This is a genomic window from Comamonas testosteroni TK102, assembly GCF_000739375.1.
Classification (GTDB): domain Bacteria; phylum Pseudomonadota; class Gammaproteobacteria; order Burkholderiales; family Burkholderiaceae_C; genus Comamonas; species Comamonas brasiliensis.
In genome coordinates this window covers 1,073,503-1,086,946 of the sequence record NZ_CP006704.1, presented here as the reverse complement: position 1 = coordinate 1,086,946, position 13,444 = coordinate 1,073,503, and the positions used below count along the sequence as shown (strand labels likewise).

General features: G+C 62.2%; 13 protein-coding genes. 8 read left to right on the top strand and 5 right to left on the bottom strand.

The features are described from left to right. Positions 1-4 precede the first annotated feature (4 nt). Positions 5-2,365, bottom strand: a complete 2,361-nt coding sequence (locus O987_RS04885; protein ID WP_043371006.1) for a DNA translocase FtsK — start codon at positions 2,363-2,365, stop codon at positions 5-7. Positions 2,366-2,623: 258 nt separating this feature from the next. Here O987_RS04885 and trxB point away from each other — a divergent pair, with 258 nt between their 5' ends. From trxB to O987_RS04865, 4 genes are all read left to right on the top strand, one after another. Continuing rightward, a complete protein-coding gene (gene trxB, locus O987_RS04880; RefSeq protein WP_003058226.1) occupies positions 2,624-3,577 on the top strand; it encodes a thioredoxin-disulfide reductase in 954 nt (317 codons plus the stop codon). 277 nt (positions 3,578-3,854) lie between these two features. Continuing rightward, on the top strand, positions 3,855-4,088 hold the full coding sequence (gene rpmB, locus O987_RS04875; protein ID WP_003058229.1) for a 50S ribosomal protein L28: 234 nt from the start codon (positions 3,855-3,857) through the stop codon (positions 4,086-4,088). 20 nt (positions 4,089-4,108) lie between these two features. Next, positions 4,109-4,279 (top strand): 50S ribosomal protein L33, encoded by a 171-nt coding sequence (gene rpmG / locus O987_RS04870; protein WP_003058233.1) that lies wholly within the window; start codon positions 4,109-4,111, stop codon positions 4,277-4,279. A gap of 139 nt (positions 4,280-4,418) precedes the next feature. After that, on the top strand, positions 4,419-5,177 hold the full coding sequence (locus tag O987_RS04865; protein ID WP_043376109.1) for a hypothetical protein: 759 nt from the start codon (positions 4,419-4,421) through the stop codon (positions 5,175-5,177). Between the two features lie 16 nt (positions 5,178-5,193). Here the strand turns inward: O987_RS04865 and O987_RS04860 are convergent, their stop codons facing one another. Beyond that, positions 5,194-6,720, bottom strand: a complete 1,527-nt coding sequence (locus O987_RS04860) for a PLP-dependent aminotransferase family protein (RefSeq protein WP_235214252.1) — start codon at positions 6,718-6,720, stop codon at positions 5,194-5,196. Between the two features lie 198 nt (positions 6,721-6,918). On the opposite strand from O987_RS04860, the gene O987_RS04855 reads away from it, so the two are divergent. Further along, the gene (locus O987_RS04855; protein WP_043371004.1) at positions 6,919-7,314 is read left to right on the top strand and encodes a hypothetical protein; all 396 of its coding nucleotides are present in this window, start codon (positions 6,919-6,921) and stop codon (positions 7,312-7,314) included. Here O987_RS04855 and O987_RS04850 read toward each other — a convergent pair. After that, the gene (locus O987_RS04850; RefSeq protein ID WP_043371002.1) at positions 7,289-8,509 is read right to left on the bottom strand and encodes a fatty acid desaturase; all 1,221 of its coding nucleotides are present in this window, start codon (positions 8,507-8,509) and stop codon (positions 7,289-7,291) included. The genes O987_RS04855 and O987_RS04850 overlap by 26 nt on opposite strands. A 123-nt stretch (positions 8,510-8,632) precedes the next feature. Next, on the bottom strand, positions 8,633-9,964 hold the full coding sequence (locus O987_RS04845) for an RsmB/NOP family class I SAM-dependent RNA methyltransferase (RefSeq protein ID WP_003058240.1): 1,332 nt from the start codon (positions 9,962-9,964) through the stop codon (positions 8,633-8,635). A 140-nt stretch (positions 9,965-10,104) separates the two neighbouring features. On the opposite strand from O987_RS04845, the gene O987_RS04840 reads away from it, so the two are divergent. Beyond that, positions 10,105-10,362, top strand: a complete 258-nt coding sequence (locus O987_RS04840) for a DUF1653 domain-containing protein (RefSeq protein ID WP_043371001.1) — start codon at positions 10,105-10,107, stop codon at positions 10,360-10,362. A 294-nt stretch (positions 10,363-10,656) separates the two neighbouring features. Here O987_RS04840 and purN read toward each other — a convergent pair whose 3' ends face one another. After that, positions 10,657-11,235: a phosphoribosylglycinamide formyltransferase gene (gene purN, locus O987_RS04835; RefSeq protein ID WP_043370999.1), complete on the bottom strand. Its 579-nt coding sequence runs from the start codon at positions 11,233-11,235 to the stop codon at positions 10,657-10,659. Between the two features lie 86 nt (positions 11,236-11,321). Between purN and O987_RS04830 the strand changes: the two genes are divergently transcribed. Next, the gene (locus O987_RS04830; RefSeq protein WP_003058243.1) at positions 11,322-12,008 is read left to right on the top strand and encodes a YceH family protein; all 687 of its coding nucleotides are present in this window, start codon (positions 11,322-11,324) and stop codon (positions 12,006-12,008) included. Between the two features lie 234 nt (positions 12,009-12,242). Beyond that, positions 12,243-13,424 (top strand): acyl-CoA dehydrogenase family protein, encoded by a 1,182-nt coding sequence (locus tag O987_RS04825; RefSeq protein WP_003058245.1) that lies wholly within the window; start codon positions 12,243-12,245, stop codon positions 13,422-13,424. Positions 13,425-13,444: the final 20 nt, after the last annotated feature.

The following is a 13,444-nucleotide window of genomic DNA, read 5'->3' as shown; positions in this document are numbered from 1 at the left end:
CGGCTCACTCGCTGCGAGCCGGAACTAGAACATCGCGCTGCCCACTGGATGTGAGCGAGCTGACCAGGCCGGCCTTTTCCATCTGCTCGAGCAGATTGGCCGAGCGGTTGTAGCCGATGCGCAGTTTGCGCTGAACATAGGAAATGCTGGCCTTGCGGTCCTTCAGCACGATTTCGACAGCCTGATCGTACAGCTCGTCCTTTTCGCCGCCGCCCTCCCCATCGTCATCGCCCCCCTCGCCGTCGACAGAGCCGCCTTCCAGGATGCCTTCGATGTAGTCGGGATCGCCCTGCTCCTTGAGATAGCTGACCACACGGTGCACCTCGTCGTCGGAGACAAAAGCGCCATGCACGCGAATCGGCAGGCCGGTGCCGCTGGCCATGTAGAGCATGTCGCCCATGCCCAGCAAGGTTTCGGCCCCCATCTGGTCCAGCACGGTGCGGCTGTCGATCTTGCTGGAGACCTGGAAGGCAATACGCGTCGGAATATTGGCCTTGATCAGGCCGGTGATCACGTCCACGCTCGGGCGCTGGGTCGCAAGAATCAGATGAATGCCGGCCGCACGCGCCTTTTGCGCAAGGCGGGCGATGAGTTCTTCGATCTTCTTGCCCACCACCATCATCAGATCGGCCAGCTCGTCGATCACGATGACGATGTGCGGCAGGCGCTGCAGCGGCTCGGGCTCCTCGGGCGTCAGGCTGAAGGGATTGGGAATCGACTCCTCGCGCGCCTTGGCCTCGTCGATCTTGCTGTTGTAGCCGGCCAGATTGCGCACGCCGAGCTTGCTCATGAGCTTGTAGCGGCGCTCCATCTCGGCCACGCACCAGTTCAGACCGTTGGCCGCCTGCTTCATGTCGGTGACCACGGGGCACAGCAAATGGGGAATGCCTTCATAGACCGACATTTCAAGCATCTTGGGGTCGATCATGAGCAGACGCACATCGCGCGCCTCTGCCTTGTAGAGCAGGGACAGAATCATGGCGTTGATACCCACGGACTTGCCCGAGCCGGTCGTGCCGGCGACCAGCACGTGGGGCATCTTGGCCAGATCGGCGACCACGGAGTTGCCCACGATGTCCTTGCCCAGGCCCATGGTCAGCAGACTCTTGGCGTCGTGATAGACCTGCGAGCCCAGCACCTCGGACAAACGGATCGATTGGCGCTTGGCATTGGGCAGCTCCAGCGCCATGAAGTTCTTGCCGGGAATGGTCTCGATCACGCGGATCGACACCAGGGACAGCGAACGCGCCAGATCCTTGGCCAGATTGACGATCTGCGAGCCCTTGACGCCCGTGGCGGGTTCGATCTCGTAGCGCGTGATCACAGGGCCGGGCATGGCCGCAACCACACGCACTTCCACGCCAAAGTCCTTGAGGCGCTTTTCAATCAGCCGGCTGGTCATCTCCAGCGTCTCGGCAGACACCAGCTCCTGGCGCTGCTGGGCCTGATCCAGCAGGTCCACCTGAGGCAGCTTGCTGTCGAGATGATCGGTGAACAGCGGCTTCTGGCGCTCCTTGACCACCCGGGCGCTGGGCTGGCTGGCCTCCTGCAGCACGGGCTCGATGATCTGCACAGGCTGGTGCACCGGTGCCGTGATCGCGCCCTCGGTTCGGTCAAACACCACTTCCTCGCGCTCACGAGCGGCTTTCTTGCCCACCGAGACATCCTTGGCAATTTCTCGGCGCTCACGCCCGAACTGCACCATGCCGTCCAGGCGCGCGCCCAGGCCCTCGGCCAGCTTGCCCCAGGAAAAGCCGAACACCATGGCGGCGCCCAGCACGAACAGGCAGATGCCGATCAGGCCCGAGCCGGCAAAGCCCAGCCACTTGAGGGCGTTGAAGCCCATCATGTAACCGAACACACCGCCAGCGGGGCCAGGCAGCAGATTCTCGAAACGGTACAGGCGCGTCCATTCCAGCGCGCAGCTGGCAATCATCAAAATGGCCAGACCGCCCCAGAACAGAAAGCGGCGACGCCACAGCGGCATCAGCGCCAGAGGACTGCCATCCTTGTTCACCCCGCCACGCATCCAGCGCACCAGCGATGTCACCCAGGTCTGCACGGCGGCCAGCACCAGCCACCAGATGGACATGCCGAAGCCGAAGTAGCAGGCATCAGCCAGCCAGGCGCCCACACGGCCCATCCAGTTATGCACAAACGGCCTCTGTCCGGCGCCCGAGGTGGACCAGGCTGCGTCTTGCGGCGAGTAGGTGAACATGGCCATGAGCCAGAACACCAGTGCCAGCAGGCCGATCAACAGCAAAACCTCCTGGCTGAAGCGAATCACTCCATAGCGCGGAGCTGCAGCGCGGGATTTTGATTTGCTGGAAGAAGACGCGTTCGAAGCGTTCAATGTATATGTCATACGCAGGCGCAAGCTTACCTTAGGCCCTTATCCAAGCGGTACATTCGGCCAAGACGATCGCTCAGCGTAATGCAAGCACATGCAACAAAACAGCCATACGGCAGCCAGATTCGCTTCATCACTATCATTTTTAACAATTCCGGTGATTAAAAACCGCTGCACGCGCAGACCTTGATCCGGAGCGATACTCCCACATCTTTCCAATGTTTTCATGACCGCGCGCCGGTTGTCGGCCTGCTTTTTCCAGAGTTCCGCTCCATGTCCTCTACCAAACACGCACAAGTTCTCATCCTGGGCTCCGGCCCTGCCGGCTACACCGCCGCCGTCTACGCCGCCCGTGCCAATCTCAAGCCTCTGCTGATCACCGGCATGGCCCAGGGCGGCCAGCTGATGACCACCACCGAAGTGGACAACTGGCCTGCCGACGTCATGGGCGTGCAGGGCCCCGAGCTGATGCAGCGGTTTCAGGAACATGCCGAGCGCTTCAAGACCGAAATCGTTTTCGACCACATCAACCAGGTCGACTTCTCCAAGCGTCCCTTCACCCTGACCGGCGACAGCGGCGTCTACACCTGCGACTCGCTGATCATCGCCACCGGCGCATCGGCCAAGTACCTGGGCCTGCCTTCCGAGGAGGCCTTCATGGGCCGCGGTGTCTCCGCCTGCGCCACCTGCGACGGCTTCTTCTACCGCGAGCAGCCCGTCTGCGTGATCGGCGGCGGCAACACGGCTGTGGAGGAAGCCCTGTATCTGTCCAATATCGCCAGCAAGGTCACCCTGGTGCACCGCCGCGACAAGTTCAAGGCCGAGCCCATCCTCGTAGACAAGCTGATGGACAAGGTCAAGGAAGGCAAGATCGAGCTCAAGACCCACTTCACCCTGGATGAAGTGCTGGGCGACCAGAGCGGCGTGACCGGCATCCGCATCAAGAGCACCCAGGACGGCCACACAGAAGAGGTCAAGCTGCAAGGCGCCTTCATCGCCATCGGCCACCACCCCAACACCGACATCTTCCAGGGTCAGCTGGAGTTGGAAAACGGCTACATCGTCACCCAGGGCGGCCTCAAGGGCTTTGCCACCCAGACCAGCGTGCCCGGCGTGTTCGCCGCTGGCGACTGCCAGGATCATGTCTACCGCCAGGCCATCACCAGCGCCGGCACCGGCTGCATGGCGGCCCTGGACGCCCAGCGCTTCCTGGAACAGGAGTCCTGATGACGCCAGACCGCTTCGGCGTCTGAGCGGCTGTTAGCGCATGTTCGGCGCAAAAGCCCTTGGGTTTGGCCAGTTTTGGCCGGCACCAGGGGCTTTTTTGCGAGAACGCTATAATCGCAGACTTTGCTGAATTCCAGGTTCGCGCTTTAGCGTGCTTCGGGACTTCCGCAATCGGGCTACCGCCACCCATTACAAACTGGCGAGGTGAGGTTGTCGGCACCTCCTGCTCCTGCAGGATTCCAGAGCCGGCGGCCGATTCAACTATCGGAGTGTCCCAATGGCACGCGTATGTGAAGTTACGGGCAAGAAGCCCATGGTGGGCAACAATGTTTCCCACGCCAACAACAAGACCAAGCGTCGTTTCCTCCCCAACCTGCAATACCGCCGCTTCTGGGTGGAGAGCGAAAACCGTTGGGTGCGCCTGCGCGTTTCCAGCGCTGCTCTGCGCCTGATCGACAAGAACGGTATCGACTCCGTGCTCGCAGACATGCGCGCTCGTGGCCAAGCTTAATTTCCTGAAGGAGAAACACCATGGCTGCTAAAGGCGGACGCGAAAAGATCAAGCTGGCTTCCACTGCTGGTACCGGTCACTTCTACACAACGACCAAGAACAAGAAGACGATGCCTGAAAAGATGTCGATCATCAAGTTCGACCCCAAGGCTCGCAAGCACGTCGAGTACAAGGAAACCAAGCTGAAGTAATTCGGCCTGTTTCCTGAAAAACCGCCTCACGCAAGTGCAGGCGGTTTTTTTATGCCTTAGTGACGCCTGTCGCAGCGCAAGAGCTGAGGCGGCGAGCCTCCCTATACTGGGCACTTTGCAACGAACAGGGATGGATCACATGAATCACAAGACGCTGAGCACATTGCTTTTCTCGCTTGCCGTGTCGCCAGCCGTCTTCGGCCAGACCTTCATCTGCCCCACGGGACCCGGCCCCGGCCAGCGCCAGGTCGGCATGACAGGCGGCTCACCGGGTCTGGCCTCCGTGCCCGTGTGCGAGCAGTTCAGCTCCGCACCCGCCGCCACCCAACGCGCCGAACCATCGCCCGCCGATGCCCTGGGTAGCTTGGCACGCGGCCAGCTGGAGCTGCTGCGCGAAGGCCAGGAGCTGATCAAGGAAGGACAGAGAATTGCACAAGACCCGCAGTACCAGAAGCTGCGCAAGGGCTACTGGATGTTCTCGCATGACGAGAAAAACCCGCGCTCGGGTCTTGGATGTGCGGCGATTTTTGGCAGCATGTCCGGTGCCGTTCAGCTTTCCGGCCCCACGGCCAAGCACGACGGTGCCCTGCTGACCTTTCTGGGCATGGACATTCCCCAGCCCGCCAGCCCGCGCAAGATCAGAACCACTCTGACCCAGAACCAGGACCGGCCCCAGGAGGTTGGTGCCATCAACTACACCACGTCCAATGGCAAATGGGGAGCCATCGTCTACGCGCTGGGCGGCCCCGAAGCACTGGTCAAGGAGCTGGGTGAAGAGGAGGAAGCCCGTTTCAAGGTCTCCATGGAAGGCAAGGAAGTGATCAGCACCTTCTACAAGGAAGGCGGCAAGGCCCGTGAGTTCCTGAGCAAGTGCATGGCCGGTCAGCCGACGAAATAAAGGACCCCGGCCAGCGCTAGCTGCGCGGATTCTGCCCCAGCTGCCGGCAGGCCATAGCGCCCAGATCCTGCATCGCCCTGTCCATGAGTTCGTTGACCGGATGGGTGCAGGCCAGCCGCATGCAGTGCTCATACCTGCCGGAGTTGGAGAACATGCTGCCCGGCGCAATGCGTATGCCGCGCGCCAATGCTGCCGTGAACAAGTCCGAGGTGGACATCTGCCCGGGGAACTCCAGCCACAGACACAGGCCGCCGCTTGGAAGACTCATTCGCGTGCCCAGCGGAAAATGGCGCGCCACCAGTCTGGCCATGGCCTCGCGCTGTCGCTTGAGCTGCTGCCTGAGCTTTTCCAGGCTGCGCTGATGGGTGGGTGAGCCCAGCACCTCGGCCACGACCAGTTGCCCCAACGTCTGGGTATTGCGGCTTTGCGCAAATTTCAGCATCTGGATGCGGCCATGCCATTGGCCGCCATTCATCCAGCCCTGGCGCAGGCCCGGCGCCAGACTTTTGTTGAAGGCCTGGCAATAGATCACATGCCCGCAGACACTGTCCCAGGCCTTGAGCGGCTTCACCGGCGGCCCTTCGACAAACAGGCCGTAGGAGTCGTCCTCGATCAGCGCCGCCCCATGGGACGCGCACAGGGCCACGAGTCTGGCCTTTTTCTCATCCGGCATGCGCGCGCCCAGGGGCATCTGCAGATCCGGCACCACCACCACGGCCTTCAGGCGCGGCTGGGTCTGAAAGGCCAGCTCCAGCGCCTCGATGGACATGCCGGAGCGTGGGCTGCAGGGAATCTCCAGCGTTTTCAGCTGCAGGGACTCCACCACCTGCAGCAGGCCGTAATAGGTTGGCGACTCGACGGCCACCATATCCCCGGGGGATGCGACGGCAGCCAGCGCCAGGCTCACCGCTTCGGAATTGCCGGTGGTTGCCAGCACATCGGCAGGCGCCACACGGATACCGGAGGCCAGCGCCCGTCGGGCCATGGTCTGCTGAAACAGCGGGTGATTGCCCTGATTGGCCAGCAGTGAGCGCCCCTGCGAGAGCAGGGTCGGATGCTCGCGCAGCAGCCTGGTGACAGTCTTGTTCAGATAGTGATGATCGAACAAGGAAGCAGGCGGCGTGCAGCCGCCGATGTCCATATATACCTCGGCCTGGCGGCCGCGCTCGAGCAACAGCGAAATATGCTCGTTGATGCCCACAAAATGCGCATGTGCGCCCGGAGCCAGCGGCTGGCTCAGGTCCGGCTCGCTGGTCAGAGGGATATCGGCCGCTCTCGTCGCGCACACAAAGTAGCCCACACGGGGCCTGGCCTCCAGACAGCCCTGCGCTTCCAGAAAGCGCAGCACCTGCAAGGCCGTCGAGAGACTGATGTCATGCCGCGCCATCAGTTCGCGCACCGACGGCATGCGCTCCCCGGGCTTCAGGCTCCCCAGCTCTATGGCTGCACTGTAGTGCGCTGCCAGCCGTTGATATAGCGGCAGCAGCACATCGCTTGCCGCATCATCGACAGGCTGTGGTTCGGAGGGGGAGGAAGTCAGCATGATGACAAAAACGCAGGGCCGGGCAGGCATCATGCCAGCAAGCCCTGTTCTGCAACAGATACAGATTGTCAGCAAACACAGCAGAACAGATACACCGGAATCCGCGCTGCTACGCCTGCACATTACGGTTGCTGTGCCTGTTCTGCCAAGCCGTGCTTGCCTACGCTTGAGGGTCTGAATCACAGACCTCTAGCCACCATGTCACAGCCGGACCTGCCCCCGAAAACACATAGCCTCAACAGCGGCCAAGCCGCATCGCTGCTGTTTGAGCCAGGCAGCGAACTGTTCTGCCAGCAAGGGCCGCTGCGTCTGGCCATCGGGCCGCTGAGCTTTACCGACAATCACTTCGGCCAGCTCATGGTGCTGCAAACCGGGCAAAGCTGGCGTTGCCCCAGCCGCACCTGGGTGCAGCTGAGCGCGCCGGCGGGCGCGGCCTGGATTCAATATCCGGCGGCACGGACACAGCAAAGCCGCCCCCACCCGAACAGGGCAGCCAGGCGGCTTGAAGAGGGAAAAGGCCTGAGCTTCGCGCTTGCCAGAATCTGGCAGCAGCTTGGCAAGCTCGGCCTCAGACGTGGGCAGCGCGCAGCTTGACGGAAAAGTCCTTGAGTGCCGCAATGCCGCTGGCTTCGGCGCGCTGGCACCAGGCCTGCAACTGGCCGGTCAGCTGCTCGCGGCTCAGGCTGGTATTGAGCCACAGCTGACGCAGCTCTTCGCGCATGACCAGCATCTGGTCAATCACCGGGTGCGCAGCACGCGCCTGCGCCAACTGGCCCTGGGCACGCTCGGGCACCTTGTCGGCATCGCGGTGCAGCCAGCGCTGCACGCCCTTGAGCAACGAAACATCCGACTTCTGCGCCTGCCGCTGCTTGAGCAGATCCAGCTCATGCTGAACCGCCGTACGCACGCCGCGCGCATAACGGGCCATGACCTCGTAGCGATTGGCAATGATGGCTTCCAGCGTCAGCTCGTCAGCCACGGGCTTGACGGCACCCATGCGCAGGCGCGGCAGGGTCTTCTTGACCTTGGCCCAGCCCAGCTTCTGCATGAGGCTGATATAGACCCAGCCGATATCGAACTCGTAGGGCTTGACGGAGAACTTGGCCGAAGTGGGGAAGGTATGGTGGTTGTTGTGCAGCTCTTCGCCGCCGATGATGATGCCCCAGGGCACCAGATTGGTGGAGGCATCCGTCGCCTCATAGTTGCGATAGCCCCAGAAATGCCCCACACCGTTGACCACGCCCGCCGCCCAGAATGGAATCCAGACCATCTGTACGGCCCAGATCGACAGGCCGATCGCGCCGAACAGCGCCACATTGAGGATGAGCATCAGCGAAGGGCCCATCACCGAATGGCGATAGATATTGCGCTCCATCCAGTCGTCAGGCGTGCCGTGACCGTATTTCCTGAGCGTTTCCTCGTTCCTGGCCTCGGCTCGGTAGAGTTCGGCACCTTCGCGCATCACCTTGGCCAGACCGCGCGTCTGCGGGCTGTGCGGGTCATCTGCGGTCTCGCACTTGGCGTGGTGCTTGCGGTGGATGGCCACCCACTCCTTGGTCACCATGCCCGTGCCCAGCCAGAGCCAGAAGCGGAAGAAATGCGAGGGAACAGGCCCCAGATCCAGCGCCCGGTGCGCCTGGCTGCGGTGCAGAAAGATCGTGACACCCGCAATCGTGAAATGGGTGGTGATCAGGGTGTAGAGCAGCAGCTGCCACCACGACAGATCCCACAGGCCATTGGCCATCCAGTCCACGACGGCATTCCCGATAGAGGCTATATCCAGCGACATAAATAACAAAGCCTTTGGCAAAAAACCGCGCTCACCCGATAAGAACGGTCGTGCCATTTTAGGCGAGACGCCGACCGATCTGCTGCCGATTTCCCGGCAGCAGATACCGGATTTGCACCGAAGTTACGCCTTTTTCACCCAAACAGCGGCGAAAAATCCGTCAGTCTCGTGCTGGTGCGGCCACAGGCGCAGATAGCGCCTACCTTCGTCGCCGCCGCTGCAGAGCTTGTCGCCGTCGGCAATCTTGAGCTGCTCCAGCACCTCGCCCGCGTCCAGCGGAACAAACTCTGGGTGAGCGGCGCTAAAGGCTTCGGCAATGGCTTCGTTCTCCTGCGGCAGGATGGAGCAGGTGGCATAGATCAGGCGGCCGCCGGCCTTGACCAAACGGGCGCTGCTTTCGAGGATGGCTGCCTGTTTCTGCGTCAGCTCCTGCACGGCCTTGACGCTCTGGCGCCACTTGAGGTCGGGGTTGCGGCGCAGCGTACCCAGGCCCGAGCAGGGAGCATCGACCAGCACGCGGTCGATCTTGCCGGCCAGGCGCTTGACGCGCTCGTCGCGCTCGTGGGCAATCGCGGCAGGGTGCACATTGGACAGACCCGAGCGCGCCAGACGCGGCTTGAGCGCATCGAGGCGATGGCCCGAGACGTCGAAGGCATACAGACGACCGGTATTGCGCATGGCCGCGCCAATGGCCAGGGTCTTGCCGCCGGCACCAGCGCAAAAGTCCACCACCATTTCGCCGCGCTTGGCATCCAGCATCAGGGCCAGCAGCTGCGAGCCTTCGTCCTGCACCTCGATGGCACCGCGGTTGAAGGCATCGAGCTTGGCCAGGGCGGGCTTGCCGTCCACACGCAGACCGATGGGCGAGAACGGAGTGGGCTCGGCCTTGATGCCGGCCTTTTCCAGTTCCTTGCGCAGATCGGAGCGCTTGTCGTTGAGCGTGTTGACGCGCAGATCCAGCGCAGCGGCCTGCTCCATGCTGGCAGCCAGTGTCCAGAACTCATCGCCCAGCTGGGCCTTGAGCGGCTCGACCAGCCATTCGGGCAGATTGTGGCGGTGCGCCTCCATCAGCTCTTCAGGCTTGACGCCGTCGCAGGCAGCCAGCCACTTGAGTTCCTGGGGCGTCAGCGCGGCCTTGATAAAGGTCTCACTGTCCTGGCCGTCCTTGTTCTTGACCTTGCCTTCCTTCTTGGCCTGCTCGCGCAGCACGGCGGCAAAGCCCAGAATGGCCAGCCGCCGCTCGCGTGCGCCGCTGCCCGAATGCGCGAGTGCTTCGAACAGCAGCTTCTTGCGCAGCACGGTGTAGACGGTTTCAGCCAGGGTGGCGCGCTCGCGCGGGCCCAGATAGCGGTTTTCGCGGAAAAAGCGGGACACCACGGCATCGGCCGGGTGTTCAAATGTCAGGGCACGCTTGACGAGTTCAGAGCAAGCGTCGAGAAGGGCTTTGGGATGCATGGGCGCAATTGTCCCACTCTCGCCCTGGCCCTGGCTGGCACCAGAAATCTATGACGCCGGCCTGCTCCAAGCGATTCATAGTAAAAACAGGCTCCAGCCCTTTTCCTTCAAGCGCTGACAGCTCATCTTTTTAAAGCATCATGTCCGACCACGATCTGCCTGCACTCATCACCACCGAGCCCGGTCTCTACGAACACTACAAAGGCATGCGCTATGAAGTCATAGCCACCGTGCGCCACAGCGAGACGCTGGAGCCCATGACGCTTTACCGCGCGCTCTATGGCGAGCATGGCCTGTGGGTGCGCCCCGCGGCCATGTTCAACGAGACGGTGGTGATCGACGGCGTGGAGCAGCCACGCTTTCGCCGCCTGCCTGCCGAGCTGCAAAAAACAGCATAAAAACAGACCCAATTGCTTAGCTATAAAGCGATAGCAGCTATCAAATCTGCTTGATCAGCAATGTGTTTCAGATAACTCCAGCTGAACTCCTAGACGAGTGAGAGTCCTAGGAAGATGCCGTGCATATCTGCAGTCGTGAGCTATCGCCATGCCCATGACCGAATCCAGTTTCAACACGGCTTGTCTTTGCCTGAGTTGGCGCGGGATTTGGGCACTGGGCAGTAGTGCGAAGAGGCCTTGGCACCTCCGCCTCTCAGATCGGCTGAGACTCGTTGCTCATCAAGCAAATCTGAATCAGCCCTTGATCAGATTGAGCACGGCCTGCGGATAGATGATGTGCTCCTGCTCCAGCACGCGCGCGGCGAGCAGCTCGGCGGTGTCCCCCTGCAGCACGGGCACCACGGCCTGCTCCAGAATCGGTCCCACATCGAGCTCGGCCGTCACGCGATGCACGGTGCAGCCCGCAAACTTGCAGCCCGCATCGATGGCACGCTGATGGGTGTGCAGACCGGTGAAGGCCGGCAGCAGCGAGGGATGGATGTTGATCAGCCGGCCCTCATAGTGCGCAACAAAGCCCGGCGTGAGAATACGCATGAAACCGGCCAGCACCACCAGATCGGGCGCATGGCGGTCGATGACCTGCGCCAGCTCGGCATCAAAGGCCTCGCGGCTGTCGAACTGCCTGTGATCCAGCACCTCGGTGGCGATGCCGTTGTCCCGCGCGAACACCAGACCTTGGGCATCGGCCTTGTTGCTCACCACGGCGCTTACGCGGGCGTTGTACTGCTTTGCCCAGTTCTGCTGCTGGGATGCACGCACAATGGCAGCCATGTTCGAGCCGCCGCCCGAGATGAGGATCACGATGTTTTTCATGGGCGGCGATTGTCGCATTGACGGACAAACCCTATCGGGTTTGCACCAGTTCCTGTGCGCTGCCCTAAGACTTTCGAGGAGATCCCATGCCGTTTGACCCACGCAACACCCCTTTGAGCGCCATCGAAGCCCGCGTTCTGGCCACGCTGATGGAAAAGGCCCGCACCGTGCCCGACAGCTATCCGCTCACGCTCAACAGCCTGGTCACGGGCTGCAACCAGAAGTCCAGCCGCGACCCGGTGATGGAGGTCAGCGAGGGTGAAGCCCAGGAGGCACTGGACAGCCTGCGCCTCAAGACCCTTTCGGTGCAGATCAGCAGCGTGCGCTCCACGCGCTGGGAGCACAACTTCCCGCGCGGCATTGGCGTACCCGACCAGTCCGCCGTACTGCTGTCCCTGCTGATGCTGCGCGGCCCTCAGACCGCTGGCGAGCTGCGCATCAACTCCGAGCGCTGGCACCGCTTTGCCGACATTTCCTCGGTCGAAGCCTTTCTTGACGAACTGCGCGAACGCAGCGAGGAAAAAGGCGGTCCGCTGGTCGTGCAGCTGCCGCGCGCTCCCGGTGCCCGTGAACAGCGCTGGGCCCACCTGCTTTGCGGCCCGGTGGATGTCAACGCCCTGGCAAGCACCAGCAGCGCCAGCACGGGCGGCAATGCATCGGCCCTGCAGCAGCGAGTGGATGCGCTCGAAACCGAAGTCGCCCAGCTGCGCGCCACCGTGCAGATGCTGTGCGAATCGCTGGGCGTGGAACCGCCTGCAGCCCAGGCTGAATAGATCCAGACAGAAACTGATAGCTGCCAGCGTTTATCCAATAAGCGCTGGCGGCCTGTTTCATTACAAACGACCCGCCAATGCCCAAACTGGCGCACGCCAAGCAAGGGAAGGCAGGCAGGCGCAGCCTGCTCAGGGGATGCTCATCCCTGGGGTTTCCCACCATTTGTCGCAACCCGGACAGCCAGAAAAAGAACGTGCGTGCTACAAATCTCCAGCATTTGCAGGAGACAACGCATGGACTTGGCATTCACCCCCGAAGAACAGGCTTTTCGCGAAGAGATCCGCAGCTGGGTGCGGGCAAATCTGCCCGAGGATATTGCGCACAAGGTGCGCAACGATCTGCACCTGACGCGCGACGACATGCAGCGCTGGGCAAAGATTCTGGGCAAGAAAGGCTGGCTCGGCTACGGCTGGCCCAAGGAATTCGGTGGCCCCGGCTGGAGCGCCGTACAGAAGCATCTGTTCGAGGAAGAATGCGCACTCGCCGGCACGCCGCGCATCGTGCCCTTCGGCCCCGTGATGGTGGCGCCGGTGATCATGGCCTATGGCACACCGGAGCAGCATCGGCGCTTTCTGCCCGGCATCGCCAGTGGCGAAGTCTGGTGGAGCCAGGGCTATTCCGAACCAGGTTCGGGTTCGGACCTGGCCAGCGTCAAGACCCGCGCAGAGCGCGTGGGTGACAAATACATCGTCAACGGCCAGAAGACCTGGACGACACTGGGCCAGTACGGCGAGTGGATCTTCTGCCTGGTGCGCACCAGCAACGAGGGCAAGCCCCAGACCGGCATCAGCTTCCTGCTGGTCGACATGAAGTCGCCTGGCGTGACCGTGCGCCCCATCAAGCTGCTGGACGGCTCGCACGAGGTCAACGAGGTCTTTTTCGACAATGTGGAAGTGCCTGCCGACCAGCTGATCGGCGAGGAAAACAAGGGCTGGACCTATGCCAAGCACCTGCTCAGCCACGAGCGCACGAACATCGCGGATGTGAACCGTGCCAAGCGCGAGCTGGAGCGCCTCAAGCGCATCGCCAAGACCGAAGGCGTGTGGGAAGACCAGCGCTTCCGTGATCAGATCGCCCTGCTGGAGATCGATGTGATCGCGCTGGAAATGCTGGTGCTGCGCGTGCTGTCGGCCATGAAATCGGGCAAGAACCCGCTGGACATTGCCGGCCTGCTCAAGATCAAGGGCAGCGAGATTCAGCAACGCTACTCCGAGCTGATGATGCTGGCCGCCGGCCCTTATGCCCTGCCCTATATCCAGGAAGCCATGGAAGCCGGCTACCAGGGCGATTTTCCTGGCGACGTGCTGGGCAATGCGCCGCTGGCCGCGACCTACTTCAATATGCGCAAGACCACCATCTATGGCGGCTCCAACGAGGTGCAGCGAAACATCGTCGCGCAGACGGTTCTTGGCTAGCCAGGAACCGTCTTCGCCTT